The following is a 21,066-nucleotide window of genomic DNA, read 5'->3' as shown; positions in this document are numbered from 1 at the left end:
GCGCACCGTGCACCGCACACACGCGGCACCACCGCACCGCACATCGTGTATCACGCTCTCGTCGCCTCCCGCGACACCGCTGGGCCGATCCGTGGCGCCGGATCGGCCCGACCCAGGATCCCCCCTTCGCTCCGTCCTGCTCTCTTCGAGCACCCCCACCCTGGGACGAAAGGAACCCCCACCATGAACAAGCGTGTCTTCTTGGCCTCCTTAGGAGCCGCCGTCGCCGCCGTCCTGGCCGTCACCCACCCGGCCACCGCCACGGCCGCCGCCGCGGGCGAGGTCCTGACGACCGGCAGCCCGAGCGGCCCGGCCGTCGCGGTCGGCGACGTCCTCGTCGCCTCCCTCGCCTCGGGCAGTACGGCGAAGATCGCCACCACGTCCGGTGGCAGCAGCGGCATCACCTGCAACTCCTCGGCCTTCAACGCGACGGTCACCGGCAACCCGGCGGCGCCGGGCACCGCGACCGAGACGCTCAACGCGCACACCCTGAGCAGCTGTACGACCAACATCCCGGGCGCGACCGGCGTGCAGAGCATCACGGTCAACAACCTCCCGTACACGACGGCCGTCACCTCGGGCGGCTCGCTGACCGTGACCGCGGGGAGCGCGGGACCGATCCAGACCACCCTGAAGATCAACACGATCCTGGGGCTGACGACCTGCGTCTACCGGGCAGGCGGTCTGACGGCGACCCCGTCCAACGCGGACAACTCGCTCGCCTTCGCCAACCAGCAGTTCACGAAGGCCAGCGGGCCGGCCACCTGCCCCGCCAACGGCTTCTTCACGGCCAAGTACGCCCCGGTGTCGGACTCGACCCAGGGCGGCGCCCCGGTGTTCGTCAACTGACGGCCGGCGGCCCGCCCGCCACGCACGGCAGACAGGTCCGTCCGGGAGCGCAGGTCACGCGCTCCCGGACGGTTACGAAAGGGCCGCTATCGGGTGGTCGGGTACCACTTCTGGTTCGCCGCTCCCGTGCAGGCCCAGATCTGGGCGCGGGTGCCGTTGGCCGAGGAGTGGGCCGTGGCGTCCAGGCACTTGTCGGCGGCGGTGTTCACGAGGTCGGCGGCTGCCGGTTCGTGGCGCCAGCGTTGGGCGCCGGTGCCGTTGCAGGTGTAGAGCTGGACCTTGGCCCCGTCCGCCGTCGAACCCCCGGTCACGTCCAGGCACTTGCCGAGGGCGCGGACCGTGCCGTCGGGGTGGAGGGTCCAGTTCTGGGCCGCCGAGCCGTTGCACTGGTAGAGCTGGACGGGCGTGCCGTCGGCGGAGGAACCGCCCGCGACGTCGAGGCAGGCGCCGCCGAGACCGACCAGGGTCTGGCCGGCGGACTGGGCGCCCGCCCAGGTGAAGGTGGCGGAGGTCTTGCCGGGGAGCGTGTACGTGTAGTGGCTCGCGCCCCAGTTCACGGTCATCTGGCGCGGGGTCGTCGCGTCGTTGTAGGCGATGAGGGCCTTCGAGCCGTCGGGGTTGCGCCAGGCGACGTTCGGGACGTCGGAGGCGGCGGTCGAGGCGATCCGGTGGGCACCCGGCCGGACGAACTTCGTGAGGTGGCCCATCGTGTAGTACTCGATCGTGTAGTCGACCTGGCCGTGCCGGGAGTCGCCGTTGTGGACGGTGATCAGGCCGTCACAGACACCGCAACCGCCGTTGTGCGGGCCCCGGTTCTGATCGACCGCGAGGGACCACTTGGTGACCGACTTCGCCCAGTTCCTGGTGTAGTCGATGATGTTCATCATGTCTTCGCGCTGCTGGTTGGCGATCCACGTGCCACCGGAGTGCTCGGTCTGGAAGGCGTCCAGCTGCGGGTAGCGGTCGTGGATCTGGGTCTGCTTGGCGATGTCGCCACCGTAGCCGTGCCAGGCGACGCCGCCGAAGTTCGGGTGGCTGCGGACGGCGGGGTCGTCCACCGTCTGGGCGGCGTACGCGTCGTACGTGTCCCAGTTCCAGTCGTGGGCGAGGACCTTGGTGGACAGGCCGGCGGACTGGAGCCCCGGCAGCAGCTCGCTCTTGGTGAAGTAGGCGAGTCCGGAGGCGTTCCAGCTCATCGACGGGTAGCCGGAGCAGCAGGTCGGCTCGTTCTGGGCGGTGACGTAGTCGACCGGGACGCCCTGGTCGCGCCAGCCCTGGAGGTACTTGACGAAGTAGTCGGCGTACGTGCCGTAGTTCTCGGCCTTCAGCCAGCCGCCGTTCAGCTGTCCGCTGTCCTTCATCCAGGCGGGGGCGGTCCAGGGCGAGGCGACGAGGGTGAGCGCCGGGTTCAGCTGCTTGGCCTGCTTGGTGAGCGGCAGGACGTCCTGCAGGTCGTGGGCGAGGGAGAAGCGCGCGAGGGTGGGGTCGGTCTGACCGGCCGGCAGGTCGTTGTAGGTGTAGCCGAAGCGGGCCAGGTCCGAGCCGCCCATGGGGTTGCGGACGAAGGAGAGACCGATGCCCTCGGTGGGTGAGAACAGCTTGCGCATCGTCGCGTCCCGGGTCTCCTGGGACAGCGCACCGGAGCCCTTCATCAGCCAGGCGGCGGTGTCGGTGAACGAGGCGCCACCGCCGGTGAAGGTCTGATAGCGGGTGTTCTCGTCGACGGTGAGCGTGGTGCCCGCGCCGCCGTTGCCGCTCTGGAAGGCGAGCGGGGTCTGCGGCTGGAGACCGCGCGTGACGTGGCGGCCGCCCGCGTCGTCGGTGGTGGTCAGCCAGACGTTCACCTGCTCGCCCGCGGCGTGCGCGGTGCCGGCGGAGAGACCGGTGAGGCCGGCCAGGCCCGTGAGGCCCGACGCGGCGAGCGCGCCGGCGAGGAGGGTTCTCAGCAGACGGTCGTGGGGCCTTCGGGAGGTGCGGCGATGCGTCGAACGGAGCATGTGGGTGCCCTTCTCGGCGGCGTGTGGGGGAAGCCCGGGCGTCAGGTCCGGCGGGCGTGGGGACGGGCGAGCCCGTGGGGACAGGCGAGGCCGTAGGGGACGAGGCCGTGCGGGACGAGGACGCGTGGGGCCGGTTCGCGTCGAGAGTGAACTGGTCTTCGGGTCCGTCGTCAAGGTGTCGCGCATTCATATCCTGAACGCTTGGGCCGGGTTGAGGCCGCCACCGGGGAGATCGAGGCGTTCACGGCGTGAACTCTTGACGGCGCGGCGGGGTGGCGGTTGACTCGCCGCACCGCGTCGGAACCGGTTCCGGAAGCGGTACCGACAGCGATGTCAGTCCCCTCGACCCGGAGGCCCCGATGCGTGTCACGATCGCCGACGTCGCACGTCAGGCGGGTGTCAGCAAGACGACGGTGTCCCGGGTCCTGAACACGGGGGCGGAGGTGGACTCGGCGACCGCCGCCCGCGTTCGTGAAGTGATCGATGTGCTGGGCTATGTCCCCAGCTCGGGGGCTGTCGGTCTGGCGCGCGGCTCCAGCCGGACGATCGGCATGCTGACACCGTCGCTCACCTGGCCGTGGATGGGCGAGGTGCTCCAGGGTGTCGTCGACACCGTCGAGGCGGCCGGGTACGGGCTGCTGCTCTTCACGTGCAACCGGGGAGCCGACTCCGTCCGGCATTTCGCCGGTCAGGTGTCCGCCCGTGCCTTCGACGGCCTCCTCGTCGTCGAACCGGAGAACACGCTCGACACGATCGCGGCGATGCACCGGCGCGGCCTGCCCGTCGTGCTCATCGACGACCGCGGCCGGCATCCCGCGTTCCCGTCGGTCGCCACGACCAATCGCGCCGGTGGCGAGGCCGCCGCACGCCATCTGCTCGCCTCGGGCCGTACGCGTCCGCTGGTCGTCACCGGTCGTCGCGACTTCGGCTGCGTACGCGAACGGCTCGAAGGGTTCCGCGACGTCCTGGCGACCGAGCTCGTCGTGGAGGGCGAGTTCACCGAGGACACCGGTCGCTCGGCCGTACGGCGGGCACTCGCCGAAGGCCGCGACTTCGACGCCGTCTTCGCGCACAACGACCTGATCGCGGCAGGTGTGCTCGGCGCGCTGCGCGAGGCCGGGCGGAGCGTCCCCGACGACGTGGCCGTCGTCGGCTTCGACGACATTCCCATGGCCCGGCACACCGAACCCCCGCTGACCACCGTCCGCCAGCCCATGCGCCGGATGGGCGAGACCGCCGCGCGGATGCTCCTGGCCGGGCTCGGCGGCGAGCCGATCCCCCGTGAACCGGTGGTGCTGCCCACCGAACTCGTCGTGCGGCGCTCCGCGCCCGGCGGCGGATGACCCGGACCGGCCGCTCCGTCCCCGTCGCCGTCCCCGCCCCCGCTCCGGTCCTCCCTCCGGACGCCCCGTGACTCCGTATCCCGCCGCGCCTTGCCGCATGCCACCCGGTACCCGTACGTCCCTCTGTCCCGTACAAGGAGCCGCAATGCCACGAACAACGGCGGTGATCGCCGTCGCCGCTCTGCTCGGCACCCTCCTCTCCGGAGCGACCCTGCCGAGCGCCGCAGCCGAGGAGCCCGCGAACGCGCCCGCTCCGGTGGCCGTCGACCGTTTCGAGGGGGAGATCCCGTTCGCAGGACCGCCCGCGGAGGGCATCTTCACCTGGGGCAGTGACGCGGACGACCCGCCGAAGCTGCGGATCGCCGAGCGGGGTGACGCGCCCGAGGGCGGGAAGGTCCTCGAAGGCGACTACGACATCAGCGGCTGGGGCGGGTTCAGCCACGACTTCGCGTTCGACAAGCCCGCCCACGACTGGACCGCGCACAAGGGCATCCGCTTCTGGTGGTACGGCCAGAACACCGCTCCCCTGCCGCCCGGTTCCGGCAGGCGGCTGAACTTCGAGATCAAGGACGGCGGAGCGAACGGCGAGGCGTCCGAGCTGTGGACCACCTCGTTCACGGACGACTGGGAGGGCTGGCACCTCGTCGAGATCCCGTTCTCCGAGTTCCAGTACCGCGCCGACTACCAGCCGGTCGGCGGTATCGACCAGGTGCTCGGCCTGAACGAGATGTGGGGGTACGCGCTCACGCTGCCGCCCGGCTCACCGGGCGCGTTCGCCATGGACAGCGTCGAGCTGTACGGGACGGCCGAGCCGGCCCTGAACACCAAGGTCGTCACCGACGCCGCCGTGCACCCGGTCGACGAGGGCGGCACCGCCGAGGTGAAGGTGTCGGTCGCCACGACGGGGTCGACCCCGCTCGCCGAGCCCGTCACCGTCACGTACACGACCGACGGCACGGGCGGCAGCGCCGAGTCCGGCGCGGACTACGCGCCGGTGAGCGGCTCCGTGACGTTCCCGGCCGGCACGGCCTCGGGTACGAGCCGGTCGATCGCCGTGGCGACTAAGAAGGACCGTTCCGCCGAATCGGCCGAGACGATCCCGCTCACCCTGGGCGTCACGGGTGCCAAGGCCCCGGCGGAGCAGCCGGTGGTCGTCGTGAACGCGCACGGGCTGCCGTATCTGAACGCGAAGCTCCCGGTGAAGAAGCGGGTGGCGGACCTGCTCGGGCGGATGTCGCTCGCGGAGAAGGCCGGTCAGATGACGCAGGCCGAACGCAACGCGCTGCGGTCGCCGGGCGACATCGCCGCCTACGACCTCGGTTCGCTGCTCTCCGGCGGCGGGTCGGTTCCCTCCCCCAACACGCCGGCCGCGTGGGCGAAGATGATCGACGGCTACCAGCTGCGGGCGCAGGCCACGCGCTTCCAGATCCCGCTGATCTACGGGGTGGACGCGGTCCACGGCCACAACAACGTCGTCGGCTCGACGATCATGCCGCACAACATCGGCATCGGCGCGGCGCGTGATCCGAAGCTCGCCGAGCGGACGGGCGCCGTGACCGCGAAGGAGGTGCGGGCGACCGGCATCCCGTGGGACTTCGCGCCGTGCCTCTGCGTCACGCGCGACGAGCGCTGGGGGCGCTCCTACGAGGCGTTCGGCGAGGACCCCGCCCTGGTGACCGCGATGGAGACCGTGATCAACGGGATGCAGGGCGCGTCGGACGGCCGGGACCTGGACCGGGCCGACAAGGTGCTGACCAGTGCCAAGCACTTCGTGGGCGACGGCGGGACGGAGTTCGGCTCGTCGACGACCGGCTCGTACACGATCGACCAGGGCGTCACGAAGGTCACCCGGGAGGAGCTGGAGGCGGTGCACCTCGCGCCGTTCGCCGAGGCGGTGAAGCGCGGGGCGGGCACGGTCATGCCGTCGTACTCCTCGCTGGACGTCATCGGCGACGACCAGGGGCCGGTGAAGATGCACGCCAACGCGGAGATGATCAACGGCGTCCTGAAGGAGCGCATGGGCTTCGAGGGGTTCGTGATCAGCGACTGGCAGGCGATCGACCAGATCCCCGGGGACTACCCGAGCGATGTACGGACCTCCGTCAACGCCGGGCTCGACATGATCATGGTGCCGACGAACTACCAGGGGTTCACGCGGACCTTGAAGGACGAGGTGACGGCCGGTCGGATCGGCCAGGCGCGGATCGACGACGCGGTCGCGCGGATCCTGACGCAGAAGTTCCGCCTCGGCCTGTTCGAGCGGCCCTACGCGGACACCTCCCACCTGGCCGAGGTCGGCTCGCCCGCGCACCGCGCGGTGGCGCGCGAGGCGGTCGCCAAGTCCCAGGTGCTGCTGAAGAACGAGGGCGGCCTGCTGCCGCTGAAGAAGGACCGGAAGGTGTACGTCGCCGGGTCCAACGCCGATGACCTCGGCAACCAGGCGGGCGGCTGGACCATCAGCTGGCAGGGTTCGTCGGGCCGGACGACCACGGGGACGACGATCCTGGAGGGCATGCGGAAGGCGGCGCCGGACGCGGACATCACGTACTCCAAGGACGCCTCGGCCGCCCTGGACGGGCACGACGTCGGTGTGGTCGTCGTCGGCGAGACTCCGTACGCGGAGGGCATCGGCGACGTGGGCAACGGACACGACCTGGAGCTCACCGCCGCCGACAAGGCCGCTGTCGACAAGGTCTGCGCCGCGATGAAGTGCGTCGTCCTGGTGGTGTCCGGGCGCCCGCAGCTCATCGGCGACCGACTGGGCGCGATCGACGCGCTCGTCGCGTCGTGGCTGCCGGGCACGGAGGGCGACGGGGTCGCCGACGTGCTGTACGGCGCCCGTCCGTTCACCGGGCAGCTGCCGGTCACCTGGCCGAAGTCGGCGGAGCAGCTGCCGGTGAACGTCGGGGACGCGGCCTACGATCCGCAGTTCCCGTACGGCTGGGGTCTGACCACACTCACCCCGGCCCCGGCCGGCGGGGACCCGGCTCTGCGGGCCATCGGCGTCGCGGCCAGGGTCCTGCAGGCGCTCGGGCGCGGTACGTCGGCGGAGGGCCGTGAGCTGGTGGCGCGGGCCCGCGTGATCGTCCAGCAGAGGATCGGCGGGAACGTCACGGAGGCGACGGCGAAGCCGTTCGCCGAGGCGGACCACCTGCTGCTCACCGGGGACCTGGCGGGCGCCGTGGCGAAGCTGCGGACCGCTTACGCGGCGGCGACGCCGCCCAGCGCGCCCTAGGGCCACCGGGCGACGGTGAGGGTGCCGGCCTCGCGGCGTACGTCCGCGATGCCGGTGCCGCCGAAGTGGGCGGGGACGACGAGTTCCCGTTCGTCGGCCGCTCGTTCGAGGACGCGGCGGCGGCTGGTGACGGCCGCCGCCGCGTCCAGGCAGAAGCAGCTGTTGCACGAGGTCCGCAGGAGCTGCACGGGGCTGTGCAGGAGATCTCCGACGAAGACCGCGCGCTCGCCTCCCGAGGCCAGCCGCAGTACGGCGGAGCCGGGCGTGTGGCCGGGCGCGGACTCCAGGGTGAGGTGCTCGTCGATGCGGTGCGCGCCGTCCCAGAGCAGCGACTGGCCGGCTCGGTGGACGGGCGCGACGCTGTCCTCGTACACGAGCCGGTCGTGCTCCTGCCGTCCGCGCCCCTCGGTGTTTCCGGGACCGAAGAAGGCGTCGTCGGCCGCGGGGACGAGGTACTGGGCGTGCCGGAAGGTCGGGACCCACTCGCCGTCGGTCCGGGTCGTGTTCCAGCCGACGTGGTCGGCGTGGATGTGGGTGTTGACGACGACGTCGACGTCCTCGGGGCGGATACCGGCCCGCCCGAGTGCGCCGAGGAAGTCTCCCCGCCAGTGGTGGAACGGTGTGCCGGGCCGTTCGCGGCCGTCGCCCACGCCGGTGTCGACGAGGACGGTGCGTCCGGCGCTGCGGAGGACCCAGGTCTGGAGCGCCATCACGGCGTGGTCCGTGTGCGGATCCCAGTGGTCGGGCGCCAGCCACTGCGCGTGGGCGCGCCACAGGTCGGGTTCGACGTCCGGGACCAGCCCCCGGGCGGGTGCGAAGGCACCCTGCCATTCGACGACCCGGATGACCTCGACGTCTCCCAGCGTCATGCGCTGCGTGTTCGGTGCGGTGTCCATGGCGTCGACTTTAGGAAGCGGCGGTTGAGCCGCTCAATGCCTGAGCCGCTCCACTGGATACGTGATCGTCTCACCCACGAGGCGCTGGATACGCTACGGCCATGGATGTGGTGAGCGATGCGATCGCGACCGTGCGCACGGGGCGGGCTTCGTCCAACCGCGTGCGGGTGGGCGGGCGTTGGTGTGCGCGCCTCGCGCCGTACGACGGCGCCGGGTTTCACGTGGTGCTGGAGGGCGGTTGCTGGCTGCTGCCGGACGGCGGCTCGGCCGTGTCGCTGGGAGCCGGTGACGTGGTGCTCCTGCCGCACGGGACCGGGCATGTGATCGCGGACTCGCCCGCCGACGCGGAGACCGTCGCGCGGGCGGTGCCGTTCGACGCCTGGAGCGGCGGGCCACCGGATTCGTCAGCGCCCACCACGGAGCTGTTGTGCGGCAAGTACCGTCTCGATCACAGCCGCGTCCACCCGCTGCTCGCCGAGCTGCCGACCGTCGTCCATCTGCCGAACCGGGTGGGCGACCAGGCCGAACTGCGGTCGGCCATCGATCTGTTGGGGGGCGAGCTGAACGCGCAGCGGCCCGGGGCGGGGATCGCCGTCCCGGGCCTCGTCGACCTGCTGCTCGTCTACATGATCAGGGCCTGGGTGGCCCAGGACGGCGGCGGGGCGTGGCCGGCCGTCCTCGGGGACCCGGTGACGGCTGCGGCCCTGGGGGCACTGCACGCCGACCCGGCCGCCGCGTGGACCAACGACCGACTGGCCGAGCGGGCCGGCGTCTCGCGGCCGACGCTCGCGCGCCGGTTCGGGTCCCTGGTCGGGCGGCCACCGATGGCGTACCTCACCTGGTGGCGGCTGACCCTGGCCGCCGCGCGGCTGCGTGACACCGAGGACTCCCTGGCCGTGATCGCCCGCCGCGTCGGCTACGGGACGCCGTACGCCCTGTCGCACGCCTTCAGCCGCGAGTTCGGGACGACACCGGGGCGGTACCGGGACGGCCGCCGGCAGCGGGAGGCGGCCGGTAGGGCGGATCAGGGGCTCGGCAGATAGCCCGCGAGGGCCTCGCGGCCTCGGCGGAGGTCCTCGATGCGGACGTCGGCCGCGGCCAGTTCGCGGTCCAGGATCGCGCGGACGTCGACGCACCAGTCGAACTCGGGCAGTTCGCCCCGGGCGCAGGGCAGGATCTCCCTGATCACGTCCGTCGACAGGCCCGCGCCCAGCAGGGCGCGGACCTGCCGGACGGTGGTCACGGCGTCGTCGGAGTAGGTGCGGTAGCCGTTCGGACCACGGGCGGCTTCGAGCAGGCCTTGCTCCTCGTAGTAGCGCAGGAGTCGCGTGCTGACGCCCGTATGTCTCGACAGTTCTCCGATCAGCATGTGACCTGCCCGTTCATGTCGTGCTTGACCTTCGCATCGGTGTGAAGGCTTAACGTCCCTTCCCGGAAGGACATTCCGCACCGCACCACAGGAGACCGCCATGACCTCTCTGCCCCCGGTCGATCAGGACCGTGACCGCTCGTTCCTCTTCGTACTCGGGAGTTCCCGGCCCGGCGGCAACACGGAGATACTCGCGCGCGCCGCGGCCGAGCAGTTGCCGGAGGGCGTCACACGGAACTGGGTGGACCTGTCACGACTTCCGCTCCCCGACTTCCAGGACGGCCGGCACGAGACCGAGGGCTGGCCGGTCGGCGAGAACGAGGAGATGTTGCGGCGGGCCACGGTCGCGGCGACGGACATCGTCCTCGCGTCGCCGCTGTACTGGTACACCCTGTCCGCCCAGACCAAGCGGTACCTCGACTACTGGTCGGGCTGGCTGAACGCGCCCGGCTCCGACTTCAAGGAGCGGATGGCGGGCCGGACGCTGTGGGGCGTGTCCGTGATGGCCAATCATGACACCGTCGTCGCGGGCGGGCTGGAGACGACGCTCCACCACTCGGCCGCGTATCTGGGGATGCGGTTCGGCGGCCTGCTGTGCGGGAGTGCTTCGCGGCCGGGGCAGGTGCGCGACGACAGCCCGGCGCTGGCTCGCGCGAAGACCTTCTTCGCCCGGGACGCCCCGTTCGCGCGGTTCCCCTACGAGCGGGACGAGCGGGACGTGCCCGGTGCCGGTCAGCAGGTCGCGCGGACGTAGCCGGTCTCGCCGGCCGGGCGCACGTCGGTGTCGCGCAGGACGACGGAGAGGGTGGCGCCCCAGCGCGCGCAGGCGCGCCGGAGGCCTTCGGGTTCGTACTCGATGACGAGGACGCGGTTGTCGAAGGCCGTCGCGTAGGGCTCGCACTCGTCGTACTGGCCGCACTCCTCCGCGACCGCGAAGTCGAAGCCGAGGGCGCGGCCCCGCTGGGCGAGTTCGGCGGCGTTCTTCTGCCCGATCGCGAGTCCGGCCGCGTGGGCCCGGGCGACGAGCAGGCGGGCGAAGGCCAGGTCGTGTTCGGCGGTGAGGCGTCCTCCGGAGCGTTCGTGGGAGTCGAGGTTGTCGGCTTCCACGGCCTGGAAGCCGGCGGTCGCGCAGCCGTCGATCCACTCGCCGACGACGGCGGCGAGCCGCTCGCGCTTGTCGGGTGTGGAGATGTCGAAGAGGGCTTCGTCCCAGTCCTGGTCCATGACCGGCGCTCCGGCCGCGTCCTTCAGGAGGAGGTCGGGGTGGTTCTTCTGCCACCAGTCGGTGGCGTCCGGCTGGGCCTGGAAGGCGTTGACGTAGCAGATGTTGTACAGCCCCTCCGTCGGCTTCGCCGTCCGGTCGCGGGAGACCGCGCCGACTCCGGGGGGCGGCGGGTAGGCACCGCCGATCTGGTAGTCGAAGCCGACGTGAGGCTCGGGCGGGACGACCGCGCGCGCGGAGGAGGGCGACGGGGAAGGCGGGGCCGAGTCGCCACCGCCCTCACCGTCACCGGGCGCCCCGCATCCGACCGCCGCGGCGGCGAGGACACCGGCCAGGGCCAGGGTCGAGAGGACGACGCGGAGGGGGCGAGGGGGGCGGGCTGCCACGGTACGGGGCTCCAGGTCGTCGAGCGCCGGTCCGCTTCGGCCTCTCGGCTCGGCGGAGGGCGCGGGCTGTACGTGCGGACCTACCGTACGGCCCCGCCCGCGGCCTTCGGGCACGGCCCGTCAGTGGGGCGACGGGAGGGGGCAACACCGGACGTTCTCCTCGCCCGTACCCGTTCGCGAACGGGTACAGGACCCACAACCGGCGACGTCCCCGTCACGCCCTGACGCCCGCCGCGGGAGTCAGGACGCTTCGGCCGCCGCCTTGATGCGGCGGCCGAACGCGTCGGCGTCCTTGCGGGCGGCGGAGAGGGCGAGCCCGACGAGGAGCTTGCCGATGCCGTGGCCCTCCAGGACGTTGTGGATCCTGACTCTGGTGCCGCCGTTCGGCAGGGGTTCGAGGTCGTAGCCGCCCTCGCTCGCCGTGACGATGTTCTTCGAGATCTCGGCCCAGCGGATCCGGTGCGGCGCGTCGAACTCGGTGATGCGGAACTCGCGGGAGGTCGTCATCCCGGCGTCCTTCACCGTGCTGCGGAAGACGGTGCCGACGGCCGTCGGGGTGTCCGGGACGCGTTCGATCTTCTGCACGCGCGGGCTGAACTTAGGGTCGTTGCGGCCGTCGGCGAGGAACGCGAAGACCTCGTCGATGGGGCGGTCGACGTCCGTCGTCGCCTCGAACTGTCCGGACATGAACCCACTCCCTGAAGTCTGCGCTGCCGTGACGGCGATCGTACGCAGGCAAGTCCCGCGCCGCGTCCCGGCGGCGCCGCTCGGGTGACGGGGGCTCAGCAACGCGACGGCCGGCTCAGCCGGCCGTCCACCGGATGCGGGGTGGGCGCACGGCGGCGCAGAGTGGCAGGCCGTGGAGGTCGGTCAGGCCGAGCCGCCCCTCGGCGGCGCCCCGGTCGAGGGCGGACGCGGGAAGGTCGTCGAGGAAGAGCTTGGCCCGGCGGAACATGGTGAACGCGCCGCCCTGGGGCCACTCGCCCCAGGTGAGGTAGAGGAACCGCGCGCCTCGTTTGCCGTGGACGTACGGCCCCCGGAACTCCCGGCTGCCGTCCGGTGCGAGCACGGTGTCGACGGTGAACTCCCACACCGCTTCGGCCACGTCGCCCGCCACCGCGCCGTCGGGTTCGCGCCCGCGCTGCACGGCGACATGGACGTCCGTGAAGGTGCCGCAGGAGCGCCCGGGCAGCTCGGTGCCGACGATGCGCAGGGCCAGCGGGGTCGCCTGGGTGCTCACTGCCTGCCCACCACGGCCTGGAGGAGGCCGGGGAAGGCCTCGTCGAACTCCTCGCGGCGCAGCCCGTTCATCCGGGAGGTGCCCACGTAGTGCTGCCGGATGAGCCCGGCTTCGCGGAGCACGTGGAAGTGGTGGGTGGCGGTGGACTTGCTGACGGGCAGTTCGATGGCACCGCAGTTGAGGTCCTGGTCCGAGGCGTGCAGCACGCTGACGATCTGGCGGCGGACCGGGTCGACGAGCGCTTCGAGGACCTGCTGGAGGCCGATCGTGCGGAGGTCCGGGTGGGGCGGGATCCGCTCCTGCCCGCTGCGTTGTGGTGTCACCATCGGCTCTGTCGACCTCCCACGCTCATCGTAGGGCACCCGCCGCACGGGCCGGTGCGGTGAAGGTGACGGCGGACGCGGGGGTGGTGGTGTCGGCCTCGCGGCTGAGGGCCCAGGCGGCGACGCGGGAGACCGTGGCGGCGGGGACCGCGTCGGCGATTCCGGGGGCGGCCGGGATGTCGTGAGTGGCGTGGGCGTCGTAGGGGAGGACGACGTGGTAGCCGAGTGCGAGGGCCGTGCGGGCGGTGGCCTGGACACACATCTCGGACATCATTCCGCAGACGGCGAGCGCGCGGACGCCCGCGCCGGTCAGCAGGTCGCTCAGCGGGGTGCCGGCGAAGCCGTCGTCGCGGACCTTGCGGACGACCACCTCGGTGGGGCCGGGTTCGACGGGGTGGTGGAGCTGCCAGCCGGGGGTGTGGGGTGCGCAGTCCGCGCCGGGCGGCCCGTCGTTCTGTACGTGGACCACGAGCGCGCCGCTCTCGCGCGCCCGGGCGATCAGGGCGGCCGTACGGTCCAGGAGGCGGCGGGCGTCCGGGACGGCGCCGGGGCCGGTGACGAAGGCCGTCTGGACGTCCACGACGAGCAGGGCTTCTGCGGGGTGCGCGGGAAGGGTCATGGCGTCATCCTGTCCGGCCGCCCTGGGCGCCTCCACAGGATTTCGCGACGTGCCCGACCAGGCGTGATCCGGCGCACAGACCGGCCGGTAGGCGCGGCGGCGCGTGCTAGCGTCCGCGAGCGTGACATCCGCCCCCGGCGGGCCGGGGCCCGCTTCCGCGACGGCTCCCGTCGGCTCCTGTCCGTACGGTGGGACGACCGGCGCCGAGGGCTCGCCGCTCCCGCTCCTCGACCGGCTCGACGTGTTCGGGGAGGAATTCGTCCGCGACCCGTACCCGTGGCTCGACGTCCTGCGGGACCGGGCCCCCGTCCATCGTGACGCCGCCACCGGGCTGTGGCTGGTCAGCCGGTACGAGGACGTCCGCCGGGTGTTGCTCGACCCCGAGGTGTTCCGGCCGGACAACGCCCAGCACGCGATCACCCCGCTGGGCGTTCCCGCGCTGCGGCTGCTCGCCCGCGCGGGCTTCCGGCTGCGGCCCGCCCTGGCCAACAACGCGACCGAGAGCCACGCGGGGCTGCGCCGGGTCGTCACGCGGTTCTTCAACGCGCAGCGGGTCGCTGCGGCGGTGCCCGTCGTCGAGCGGGTCGCGGGCGAACTCCTGGACGCCGTACGGGCGGAGCTCGACGAGCGGGGCGGCAGCGACCTCTTCGGCACCTTCGCGCACACGCTGCCCTGCCGGGTCATGATGGAGCTGCTGGGGATCGACGGTCTCGCCCCCGCGACCCTGGTGCGGTGGAGCGACGCGTCCCTGGAGCTGTTCTACGGCCGGCCGACGCCCGAGCGGCAGGTCGAACTGGCCGCGCTGGTGGGCGAGTTCCACGAGTGGCTGACGTCGGTCGTGACCGACAGGACCGCGGCGCCCGACAGCTTCGTCGGGGCGCTGGCGCGCCACCGGCTGCCGGACGGCGAGCCGTTGGACGTGGCGACGGCGGTCGGGGCGTGCTTCTTCGTCTTCATCGCCGGTCAGTCCACGACCGGCCAGCTCATCGCCACCGTCCTGCGAGGCGCCCTGGCCGAACCCGGCCTGTGGCAGCGGGTGGCGCACGAGGAGGGCCTGGCCGAGGCCTGGGTCGAGGAGGTGCTGCGCCGTGAACCGCCGGTGACGACGTGGCGCCGGGTGACGGCGGCCGAGGTGGAACTGGGCGGCGTACAGCTCCCCGCGGGCGCCGGGCTGCTGCTCATGCTGATGGGGAGTGGTTCCGACCGGGAGGTCTTCGACGACCCGGAACGGATGCGCCCCTCGCGCGAGAACATCCGCCACCATCTGTCCTTCGGGGTCGGCCGCCACCGCTGCCCGGGCGCGTCCCTGGCGCGTACGGAGGCCGCCGTCGCGCTGCGCGCGGCGGCGCGCCGACTCCCCGGCCTCCACCTGACCCCGGGCGCGCCGCTCCCGCCGGTCCTGGACCTGCTCTCGTTCCGGGCACCCCTCGAAGTGCGGGTGAGCGTCGCTCCGTAGGGCGCGTGGTCACTCGCCCGGCGGTCCCGTTCAGACGGGCAGGCGGGCGCAGCGGCGACAGGCGCGCGCGGACGGGGCTGTGAGCGCGTGCGAGGCGGCCGCGAGGGTGCAGGCGGTCGCGATCAGCGGCCAGGCTGCGGTCGTGAAGGCGGCGACGGCCAGTGAGAGGGCCGCGACGGCCATCGACACGCTGGCGGTGGTGCCCGTCCAGGCGATCAGGAGCGGCAGCCGGTGGGGGACGGGCACATGGCGCGCGAGGGGACCGGTGGCCGCCAGGGCGGTCGCGGCGAGCAGCGCGGCGACGCCCGCGACGGCGGCCAGCGACTGGGCCGTACCGGCGAGCAGCCCGTCCTGGCCGGTACCCGTCACGAGGAGCGCGTACCAGCAGGCGAGGAGCAGCGGAGCGGCGAGGACGACGGAGCGGGCGGTGTGACGGGCCTGGGCGGTCGTCAGTTCCCGCTGGCAGGCGGGGGCGAGCTCGGCGGGGGTGCCGAACTCCCGCACCGCGCGCCGGACCGCGTCCTGGTAGGACGCGCCCTCCCGGAGGTGGGCCTCGGCGGTGTCGACGAGCCCGCCACGCACTTCCTCGACGAGGCGATCGGTGACCCTGGGCGGGCCGTGCAGGGCGCTCCGGAGTTCGGCGACGTACGCGTCGACGGGGTCGGCCGGGTCACTCGGGCCCGCCGGTTCGCTCGGGCCCGCCGGTTCGCTCGGGTCCTTCGGCATCGCGAGGGGGCTCATGTCGCGGGCCCGGGCCGGACGGCCGGGTCGAGGACCGAGCCGATGGCCGTCGTGAACGCGCGCCAGGCCGCCCGCTCCCCCGCGAGGCCCTCTCGGCCCGCGTCGGTGAGTTCGTAGCAGCGTCGACGGCGTTCGCCGACCGCGTCCCAGCTGCTGCTCAGCAGCCCGATCCGCTCCAGCCTGTTGAGCGCCGGGTAGATCGTGCCCGTGCGCAGGTCGAGCACGCCCCCGCTGCGCTCCTGGACCGCGGTGATGATCGCGTATCCGTGCAGCGGCCCCTGCTCCAGTACGGCCAGCAGCAGTCCGTCGAGGTGCCCTCGCACCGCATCCGCCCTCATGAGTAGGCAGCCTACACACTCGACGAGTAGACATGCTATCTATTGGCAGCCAACACATACGCTTCCTCGGCTGGAGGGGTCCACAGTGACCAAGCTGCTGCTGTCCGTGCACGTCCTCGCGGCGATCCTGGCGGTCGGACCGATCACCGTGGCCGCGTCACTGTTCCCCCGCTACGCACGCCAGGCCTCGCCGGTCGCCGCGCTGCTGCACCGGATCTGCCGGGGGTACGCGGTCGCGGGCGTCGCCGTCCCGGTCTTCGGGCTCGCGACCGCGCTCCAGCTCGGCGTCCTCACCGACGCCTGGCTGCTCACGTCCATGGCCCTCACGGCGATCGCCGCGGCCGTCCTCACTCTGGCGATACTGCCCGGCCAGCGGGCCCTTCTGAGCACGGCAGACGGCGCCGGGGGCGCGGCCGGTTCTCCGCGACTGGCCATGCTCACCGGGGTCTTCAACGTCCTCTGGGCGGTCGTCGTCGTCCTCATGATCGTCCGCCCCGGCTCCACCACGGGAGCGTGACGACCGTGCGCACCCTTCGTATCGCGGCCGGCGTGGAGGCGCTCTCCCTGGTGGCCCTCCTGGTCAACCTGCTCACCACGCACACGCCCGCGGTCTCGTCGCTCGTCGGGCCGCTGCACGGCACGGCGTACCTCGTCACCATCGCGGCCACCTGGCCGGCGCCGGGCGCACGGTGGCTCTCCGTCGTCCCCGGCGTCGGCGGGCTCCTGGCCCTGCGCCGACTCAAGGGCAGCCATCAAGCCGCCTAGAGCGACCGAGCCACACCCCCCTCACCGCTCACGGGGAGTGATGATATGCTACTCAACGTGACAATGGAGCCCGAGGGCATCCCTCGCACCCGCACGAACGCGCCCAATCACGTCTACTACTTCGACATCGGGACCGGCACCTGGCACGGAATCGCTACCTTCCGCGTCACCTCCTGGCGTCGCCTCCTGCGCAGCGACATCGGGTTGATGAACAAGCTGCTCGCGACCGCCATGCACACCGTCGAGCGGCTCACGGGTGCCCCACGGCAGGAGTCGACGATCGTGGCGAAGCCGAACGAGGGCGAGTTCGGTGTGGCCGACAACGTGGTCAGGATCTCCAAGTTCGGCATGACCCTGTACCTCCTGGAAGAAGAGTACGTACTGCACAGCGACGGAACCGGAGTCACGGTGAACGGGAACGAGAGGCTCGGCCCTGTGCCGCGCCTGCTCACGCGGACCTTCACCTACTCCGCGGAAATCCGCGACGAAGGGATGGCCGCGACCTACCTCATGCCGTTGCTCGGAACCCCTTGGACCGCGGACTATCAAGTCGCGGCCGACCGGCAGAGCCTCTTCGCGGAGTTGTTGTGCGACTGGGGCAGGGTGACCGAGGAAACCCGCCTGATCAGCGCGCCGGCTTAGCCAGCGGCCGGCACAGACTCCCGATGACAGCCGAGTCCATGCTCCCTGCCGAAAAGGTCACCCGGGTCGCCGGACTGCTTGCCGACCGAGTCAGGCAGTACGACACCACACGCGATCGCCGGGCCGCCTTCGCCTACACCTACTACCGCCTCACGACGACGCTCGCCACAGCCTTGGACACCGGCAGCCCCGCGTTCAAGGACCCGCCCTGGGTCGCCGAGCTGTGCGAGACGCTCGCATCGGCCTACTTCAGCGCCATGGACAGCATCGACGCGTGGCTGGCAGGACGACCCGGTGGCTCGGCAGACGAAATCCAGCCCGGCGAACTGCCGGATTCCATCCCCCAACCATGGCGAGACGTCTTCGCCGCCTCGAGCGTCCGGCGCTGCTACCTGCTGGAAGACGTGCTCTTTTCCATGATGGCGCACATGTCCTACGACCTGCCGGAGGCCTTGCGGCGCATGGCGACGTCCACGGGCGACCGCCGTCATATCGCCGACTTCCACCGCATGAACGCCGTACTGGCGTCCTGTATCGACGAGGTCCAGGACGACCTGTCGTCCAGGTACATGCGCGGACTCAGCTCTCTGGACAAGCTGTTCACCCGTAGCGACGAACTGTTGACCAACTACGGGATCCGCGTCGCACGGGGCTTGGCCTGGTTCAACTGCGACAGACTCCTGGACCCGGATTCGGCCGAGGAAGCGTCCCGGTCGATCGCCAGAAGCACCGCCGCGCTCATCTCCGAAATCCGCTCCCCCGGCAACCGGAAGCTGCGCGCCGGCTTGTGGATCCTGCGCAGATTGATTCCCGACCGCCGGCACTGGCCCGCGGCAGGTACGCCCCTCACGTAGTCACCACGCCCCACGAGAGGTGATCTTCAACGAACAGGATCGCCTTTCGCGACAGGCCCTCGGAGGGCATGGTGTTGGCTGGTGGGCGACACGCACCCATGGTTCGTACGAGGAGTCGACATGCGTCCGGCCGACCGGCCCACCACGCCCCCACCGCACCGCAACGCCCAACCGCCGACCGCGCAGGCCTCGCTCGGGGCCGGTGTCGTGGTGACCGACGGGGCGGGGCGGGTGCTGCTCGGGCTCCATCCGAGCGGCACATGGGAGCTTCCCGGCGGCAAGGTCGACCCGGGCGAGTCCATCGAGCGGGCGGCCGTCCGCGAGCTCGCCGAGGAGACCTGCCTCGTGGCCGAAGCCGCCGATGTCGACGTCATCGGAATCCTGCTGGACGCGATGACCTCGACGCGGGTCACCCGGCTGACGGCGGTGGCGGTGGTACGCACCTTCAGCGGCACCCCGGTGGTCGCGGAGCCGGACAAGATCGAGCGCTGGGAGTGGACCCCGCTCGACCGTCTCCCCCAGCCCCTGTTCACGCCCTCCGCCCAGGCGCTCCGGATGTGGAATCCGGAACTGCCCATCGAGGAGGGGCCGTTCCACCGGTACGCCATGGCCCCGGAGTCGCATGGCGACCGGGACCCTAGTCGCGTAGTTGAATAGGTGGGGTGTTGAATACCTCCGAGGGCGCGTCGCACGGGGCGCGTCGCCGCACGGAGGAGCGCCACGCGTATGCACACCGGCCCGTACGAGCGTTATGTCGCCCTGGGCGACAGTCAGACCGAAGGCCTCGGGGACGGCGACGACAGCACCGGGCTGCGCGGCTGTGCCGATCGGCTCGCGGAGCTGATGGCGGTCGGCAGTCCGGGGCTCTCCTACGCCAACCTGGCCGTGCGGGGCAGGCTCGCCGGCCAGGTGCGCGCGGAGCAGCTCGGCCCCGCGCTCGCGCTGCGGCCCGATGTGGCCACCGTGGTCGCGGGGATGAACGACCTGCTCAGGCCCCGTTTCGACGCGGCCGAGGTGGTCGGTCACCTGGAGGCGATGTTCGCCGAGCTCACGGCCGCGGGCGCGCGGGTGGCGACGGTGACGTTCCCCGACCTCGGGCGGCTGGTCCCGGTGGCGCGGCCGGTCGCTTCCCGGGTCGTCACGCTCAACGCGGGGATCCGCGCGGCGGCGGCGCGGCACGGGGTGAGGGTGGCCGAGACCGACCTCCACCCGGTGGTGACGGACGCCCGGCTGTGGAGCCCGGACCGGCTGCACGCCAGTCCGCTGGGTCACGCGCGGATCGCCGCCGCCGTCGCCGAGGCGCTCGGACTGCCGGGCAGCGACGACTCCTGGACGCGCCCGCTGCCGGCGGCGCCCGGCGCGCCCGCATCGGGCCCGCGCAAGGCGCTCGACGAGGCGCGGTGGGTGGCGGGCTTCCTCGGCCCGTGGATCGGCAGACGACTGCGCGGCCGCTCCTCGGGAGACGGCCGCGCGGCGAAGCGTCCCGACCTGGTGCCGGTCGGGACCGGGGAGGTCAGGAGTGCGAGCGGTCGGCCTTCGCGGCCTTCTCCGCCTGCTGCTCCTTGATCCGGACCGCTTCCTTGCGGACGTCGGCCTGGGTGGCGCGCTCCTTCTGGAGCCACTCTGGGGCTTCCTGCTTCAGGGCCTCGATCTGCTCGGTGGTGAGGGCCTCGGTGATGCCGCCCCGGGCGAGGCCGGAGATGGAGATGCCGAGCTTCGCCGCGACCACCGGGCGAGGGTGGGGGCCGTTGGCGCGGAGCTCGCGCAGCCACTCGGGCGGATCGGTCTGCAGGGCGTTCAGCTCGGTGCGCGAGACGACACCCTCCCGGAACTCCGCGGGGGTGGCCTCGAGGTACACGCCCAGCTTCTTCGCCGCGGTCGCGGGCTTCATCGTCTGGGCGGTCTGGTGCGACGTCATGGTCTCAAGGGTATCGAGCGTATGAACCACCGCTGACCACGGCTGATCCACTCGGGACCACGGCGGGTAACCTGGCGGGGTGACTGGCCAGGAAGAACCCTCCTCGTTCCGGCTCGCGTACGTCCCGGGAGTGACGCCCACGAAGTGGGTGCGGATCTGGAACGAGCGGCTCCCGGACGTCCCGTTGACCCTCGTCCCGGTGCCCGCCGCCGAGGCCCTCGAGCTGCTGCGGGACGGCGGCGCGGACGCCGGCTTCGTCCGGCTCCCCGTCGACGACCCGGATCTCAGCGCGATTCCGCTGTACGTCGAGACGACCGTCGTCGTCGTACCGAAGGACCATGTGGCGGCGGCCGTCGAGGAGGTGTCGCCGGAGGAGCTGGCCGAGGAGATCGTGCTGCATCCGCTGGACGACACCCTGGACTGGGAGCGCCCGCCGGGGCTGCCGGCGCTGGAACGCCCGGCGACGACGGCGGACGCGATCGAGCTCGTGGCGGCGGGCGTGGGGCTGCTCGTGGTCCCGCAGTCGCTGGCGCGGCTGCACCACCGCAAGGACCTCACCTACCGGACCCTGCGGGACGCCCCCGAGTCCCGGGTCGCCCTGTCCTGGCCGCGGGCGGAGCCGACTCCGGACCTGGTGGAGCAGTTCATCGGGATCGTCAGGGGCCGGACCGTGAACAGCACGCGGGGCCGCCCGCAGACTCCCCCACAGCCGAAGGCCGGTGCCAAGGCCAAGGCGAAGACGGGTGACAAGGGCAAGCGTCCGGAGCGGAACACCGGAGGCAGGCCTGCGGCCAAGGGCGGCGCCAAGGGGACGAAGGCCGTGAAGCGGGGGGCCAAGCCCGGGAAGCCGCGCCGCAGGTCCTGACCTGTTCC

Annotated in this window: 24 protein-coding genes; 13 read left to right on the top strand and 11 right to left on the bottom strand. The window is 72.2% G+C overall.

Features of this window, described 5'->3' with window-relative positions:
- The first annotated feature begins 183 nt into the window (after positions 1 to 183).
- Positions 184 to 849 (top strand): Tat pathway signal sequence domain protein, encoded by a 666-nt coding sequence (locus ACF09C_RS29905; RefSeq protein WP_392095961.1) that lies wholly within the window; start codon positions 184 to 186, stop codon positions 847 to 849.
- An 86-nt stretch (positions 850 to 935) separates the two neighbouring features.
- On the opposite strand, the gene ACF09C_RS29900 is transcribed toward ACF09C_RS29905, so the two are convergent.
- The gene (locus ACF09C_RS29900; RefSeq protein ID WP_392095959.1) at positions 936 to 2,846 is read right to left on the bottom strand and encodes a ricin-type beta-trefoil lectin domain protein; all 1,911 of its coding nucleotides are present in this window, start codon (positions 2,844 to 2,846) and stop codon (positions 936 to 938) included.
- A gap of 359 nt (positions 2,847 to 3,205) precedes the next feature.
- On the opposite strand from ACF09C_RS29900, the gene ACF09C_RS29895 reads away from it, so the two are divergent.
- On the top strand, positions 3,206 to 4,189 hold the full coding sequence (locus ACF09C_RS29895; RefSeq protein WP_392095957.1) for a LacI family DNA-binding transcriptional regulator: 984 nt from the start codon (positions 3,206 to 3,208) through the stop codon (positions 4,187 to 4,189).
- 97 nt (positions 4,190 to 4,286) lie between these two features.
- Complete coding sequence (locus ACF09C_RS29890) at positions 4,287 to 7,424, top strand: glycoside hydrolase family 3 N-terminal domain-containing protein (RefSeq protein ID WP_392095956.1); 3,138 nt, start codon at positions 4,287 to 4,289, stop codon at positions 7,422 to 7,424.
- On the opposite strand, the gene ACF09C_RS29885 is transcribed toward ACF09C_RS29890, so the two are convergent.
- The gene (locus ACF09C_RS29885; RefSeq protein ID WP_392095955.1) at positions 7,421 to 8,320 is read right to left on the bottom strand and encodes an MBL fold metallo-hydrolase; all 900 of its coding nucleotides are present in this window, start codon (positions 8,318 to 8,320) and stop codon (positions 7,421 to 7,423) included. The two genes, ACF09C_RS29890 and ACF09C_RS29885, sit on opposite strands and share 4 nt — an antisense overlap.
- A 101-nt stretch (positions 8,321 to 8,421) precedes the next feature.
- On the opposite strand from ACF09C_RS29885, the gene ACF09C_RS29880 reads away from it, so the two are divergent.
- Positions 8,422 to 9,363, top strand: coding sequence for an AraC family transcriptional regulator (locus ACF09C_RS29880; RefSeq protein WP_392095954.1), 942 nt, complete (start codon positions 8,422 to 8,424; stop codon positions 9,361 to 9,363).
- Here ACF09C_RS29880 and ACF09C_RS29875 read toward each other — a convergent pair.
- Entirely contained in the window at positions 9,345 to 9,689 is a 345-nt protein-coding gene (locus ACF09C_RS29875) for a MerR family transcriptional regulator (protein WP_392095953.1), read from the bottom strand. The genes ACF09C_RS29880 and ACF09C_RS29875 overlap by 19 nt on opposite strands.
- A 100-nt stretch (positions 9,690 to 9,789) precedes the next feature.
- Between ACF09C_RS29875 and ACF09C_RS29870 the strand changes: the two genes are divergently transcribed.
- Complete coding sequence (locus ACF09C_RS29870) at positions 9,790 to 10,443, top strand: flavodoxin family protein (RefSeq protein WP_392095951.1); 654 nt, start codon at positions 9,790 to 9,792, stop codon at positions 10,441 to 10,443.
- On the opposite strand, the gene ACF09C_RS29865 is transcribed toward ACF09C_RS29870, so the two are convergent.
- The 5 genes from ACF09C_RS29865 to ACF09C_RS29845 form a co-directional block, all read right to left on the bottom strand.
- Positions 10,422 to 11,297 carry an endo alpha-1,4 polygalactosaminidase gene (locus ACF09C_RS29865; RefSeq protein WP_392095950.1) on the bottom strand — a complete coding sequence of 292 codons (876 nt, stop codon included), beginning with the start codon at positions 11,295 to 11,297 and terminating at the stop codon, positions 10,422 to 10,424. The two genes, ACF09C_RS29870 and ACF09C_RS29865, sit on opposite strands and share 22 nt — an antisense overlap.
- 240 nt (positions 11,298 to 11,537) lie before the next feature.
- Complete coding sequence (locus ACF09C_RS29860; protein ID WP_392095948.1) at positions 11,538 to 11,984, bottom strand: SRPBCC family protein; 447 nt, start codon at positions 11,982 to 11,984, stop codon at positions 11,538 to 11,540.
- Positions 11,985 to 12,099: 115 nt separating this feature from the next.
- The gene (locus tag ACF09C_RS29855; protein ID WP_392095947.1) at positions 12,100 to 12,537 is read right to left on the bottom strand and encodes a DUF5990 family protein; all 438 of its coding nucleotides are present in this window, start codon (positions 12,535 to 12,537) and stop codon (positions 12,100 to 12,102) included.
- Positions 12,534 to 12,863 (bottom strand): ArsR/SmtB family transcription factor, encoded by a 330-nt coding sequence (locus tag ACF09C_RS29850; protein ID WP_392095945.1) that lies wholly within the window; start codon positions 12,861 to 12,863, stop codon positions 12,534 to 12,536. Before ACF09C_RS29850 ends, ACF09C_RS29855 begins: the two co-directional genes overlap by 4 nt.
- Before the next feature lie 22 nt (positions 12,864 to 12,885).
- Positions 12,886 to 13,479, bottom strand: coding sequence for a cysteine hydrolase family protein (locus ACF09C_RS29845; protein WP_392095944.1), 594 nt, complete (start codon positions 13,477 to 13,479; stop codon positions 12,886 to 12,888).
- Positions 13,480 to 13,600: 121 nt separating this feature from the next.
- Between ACF09C_RS29845 and ACF09C_RS29840 the strand changes: the two genes are divergently transcribed.
- Entirely contained in the window at positions 13,601 to 14,935 is a 1,335-nt protein-coding gene (locus tag ACF09C_RS29840; RefSeq protein WP_392095942.1) for a cytochrome P450, read from the top strand.
- Between the two features lie 30 nt (positions 14,936 to 14,965).
- On the opposite strand, the gene ACF09C_RS29835 is transcribed toward ACF09C_RS29840, so the two are convergent.
- Complete coding sequence (locus ACF09C_RS29835; RefSeq protein WP_392095940.1) at positions 14,966 to 15,676, bottom strand: permease prefix domain 1-containing protein; 711 nt, start codon at positions 15,674 to 15,676, stop codon at positions 14,966 to 14,968.
- A complete protein-coding gene (locus ACF09C_RS29830) occupies positions 15,673 to 16,014 on the bottom strand; it encodes a PadR family transcriptional regulator (protein ID WP_392095938.1) in 342 nt (113 codons plus the stop codon). The genes ACF09C_RS29835 and ACF09C_RS29830 overlap by 4 nt, the downstream gene beginning before the upstream one ends.
- Before the next feature lie 85 nt (positions 16,015 to 16,099).
- On the opposite strand from ACF09C_RS29830, the gene ACF09C_RS29825 reads away from it, so the two are divergent.
- From ACF09C_RS29825 to ACF09C_RS29800, 6 genes are all read left to right on the top strand, one after another.
- Positions 16,100 to 16,531, top strand: a complete 432-nt coding sequence (locus ACF09C_RS29825) for a hypothetical protein (protein WP_392095937.1) — start codon at positions 16,100 to 16,102, stop codon at positions 16,529 to 16,531.
- Positions 16,528 to 16,779, top strand: a complete 252-nt coding sequence (locus tag ACF09C_RS29820; protein ID WP_392095936.1) for a DUF3817 domain-containing protein — start codon at positions 16,528 to 16,530, stop codon at positions 16,777 to 16,779. Before ACF09C_RS29825 ends, ACF09C_RS29820 begins: the two co-directional genes overlap by 4 nt.
- 63 nt (positions 16,780 to 16,842) lie before the next feature.
- Positions 16,843 to 17,421 (top strand): hypothetical protein, encoded by a 579-nt coding sequence (locus tag ACF09C_RS29815; RefSeq protein WP_392095935.1) that lies wholly within the window; start codon positions 16,843 to 16,845, stop codon positions 17,419 to 17,421.
- Positions 17,422 to 17,444: 23 nt separating this feature from the next.
- Positions 17,445 to 18,275 carry a DUF5995 family protein gene (locus tag ACF09C_RS29810; protein ID WP_392095934.1) on the top strand — a complete coding sequence of 277 codons (831 nt, stop codon included), beginning with the start codon at positions 17,445 to 17,447 and terminating at the stop codon, positions 18,273 to 18,275.
- A 120-nt stretch (positions 18,276 to 18,395) separates the two neighbouring features.
- Positions 18,396 to 18,932: an NUDIX hydrolase gene (locus ACF09C_RS29805; RefSeq protein ID WP_392095933.1), complete on the top strand. Its 537-nt coding sequence runs from the start codon at positions 18,396 to 18,398 to the stop codon at positions 18,930 to 18,932.
- 69 nt (positions 18,933 to 19,001) lie between these two features.
- Entirely contained in the window at positions 19,002 to 19,841 is an 840-nt protein-coding gene (locus ACF09C_RS29800; protein WP_392095932.1) for an SGNH/GDSL hydrolase family protein, read from the top strand.
- On the opposite strand, the gene ACF09C_RS29795 is transcribed toward ACF09C_RS29800, so the two are convergent.
- Positions 19,789 to 20,193, bottom strand: coding sequence for a DUF5997 family protein (locus ACF09C_RS29795; RefSeq protein ID WP_392095931.1), 405 nt, complete (start codon positions 20,191 to 20,193; stop codon positions 19,789 to 19,791). The two genes, ACF09C_RS29800 and ACF09C_RS29795, sit on opposite strands and share 53 nt — an antisense overlap.
- Positions 20,194 to 20,272: 79 nt before the next feature.
- Between ACF09C_RS29795 and ACF09C_RS29790 the strand changes: the two genes are divergently transcribed.
- On the top strand, positions 20,273 to 21,058 hold the full coding sequence (locus ACF09C_RS29790) for a LysR family substrate-binding domain-containing protein (RefSeq protein WP_392095929.1): 786 nt from the start codon (positions 20,273 to 20,275) through the stop codon (positions 21,056 to 21,058).
- Positions 21,059 to 21,066: the final 8 nt, after the last annotated feature.

The organism is Streptomyces sp. NPDC014870, from assembly GCF_043081505.1.
In the GTDB taxonomy this organism is placed as follows: Bacteria; Actinomycetota; Actinomycetes; order Streptomycetales; family Streptomycetaceae; genus Streptomyces.
Note: the sequence above shows the minus strand (reverse complement) of the source record. Positions and strands in the feature narration are given on the sequence as shown.

What these genes read in the sequence shown, in the direction of transcription:
- ACF09C_RS29860 (WP_392095948.1), bottom strand. Translation starts at nt 11,984, where the DNA reads ATGTCCGGACAGTTCGAGGCGACGACGGACGTCGACCGCCCCATCGAC.
- ACF09C_RS29805 (WP_392095933.1), top strand. Translation starts at nt 18,396, where the DNA reads ATGCGTCCGGCCGACCGGCCCACCACGCCCCCACCGCACCGCAACGCC.
- ACF09C_RS29905 (WP_392095961.1), top strand. Translation starts at nt 184, where the DNA reads ATGAACAAGCGTGTCTTCTTGGCCTCCTTAGGAGCCGCCGTCGCCGCC.
- ACF09C_RS29800 (WP_392095932.1), top strand. Translation starts at nt 19,002, where the DNA reads ATGCACACCGGCCCGTACGAGCGTTATGTCGCCCTGGGCGACAGTCAG.
- ACF09C_RS29835 (WP_392095940.1), bottom strand. Translation starts at nt 15,676, where the DNA reads ATGAGCCCCCTCGCGATGCCGAAGGACCCGAGCGAACCGGCGGGCCCG.
- ACF09C_RS29880 (WP_392095954.1), top strand. Translation starts at nt 8,422, where the DNA reads ATGGATGTGGTGAGCGATGCGATCGCGACCGTGCGCACGGGGCGGGCT.
- ACF09C_RS29830 (WP_392095938.1), bottom strand. Translation starts at nt 16,014, where the DNA reads ATGAGGGCGGATGCGGTGCGAGGGCACCTCGACGGACTGCTGCTGGCC.
- ACF09C_RS29845 (WP_392095944.1), bottom strand. Translation starts at nt 13,479, where the DNA reads ATGACCCTTCCCGCGCACCCCGCAGAAGCCCTGCTCGTCGTGGACGTC.
- ACF09C_RS29850 (WP_392095945.1), bottom strand. Translation starts at nt 12,863, where the DNA reads ATGGTGACACCACAACGCAGCGGGCAGGAGCGGATCCCGCCCCACCCG.
- ACF09C_RS29885 (WP_392095955.1), bottom strand. Translation starts at nt 8,320, where the DNA reads ATGGACACCGCACCGAACACGCAGCGCATGACGCTGGGAGACGTCGAG.
- ACF09C_RS29875 (WP_392095953.1), bottom strand. Translation starts at nt 9,689, where the DNA reads ATGCTGATCGGAGAACTGTCGAGACATACGGGCGTCAGCACGCGACTC.
- ACF09C_RS29810 (WP_392095934.1), top strand. Translation starts at nt 17,445, where the DNA reads ATGACAGCCGAGTCCATGCTCCCTGCCGAAAAGGTCACCCGGGTCGCC.
- ACF09C_RS29890 (WP_392095956.1), top strand. Translation starts at nt 4,287, where the DNA reads ATGCCACCCGGTACCCGTACGTCCCTCTGTCCCGTACAAGGAGCCGCA.
- ACF09C_RS29815 (WP_392095935.1), top strand. Translation starts at nt 16,843, where the DNA reads ATGGAGCCCGAGGGCATCCCTCGCACCCGCACGAACGCGCCCAATCAC.
- ACF09C_RS29895 (WP_392095957.1), top strand. Translation starts at nt 3,206, where the DNA reads ATGCGTGTCACGATCGCCGACGTCGCACGTCAGGCGGGTGTCAGCAAG.
- ACF09C_RS29870 (WP_392095951.1), top strand. Translation starts at nt 9,790, where the DNA reads ATGACCTCTCTGCCCCCGGTCGATCAGGACCGTGACCGCTCGTTCCTC.
- ACF09C_RS29795 (WP_392095931.1), bottom strand. Translation starts at nt 20,193, where the DNA reads ATGACGTCGCACCAGACCGCCCAGACGATGAAGCCCGCGACCGCGGCG.
- ACF09C_RS29900 (WP_392095959.1), bottom strand. Translation starts at nt 2,846, where the DNA reads ATGCTCCGTTCGACGCATCGCCGCACCTCCCGAAGGCCCCACGACCGT.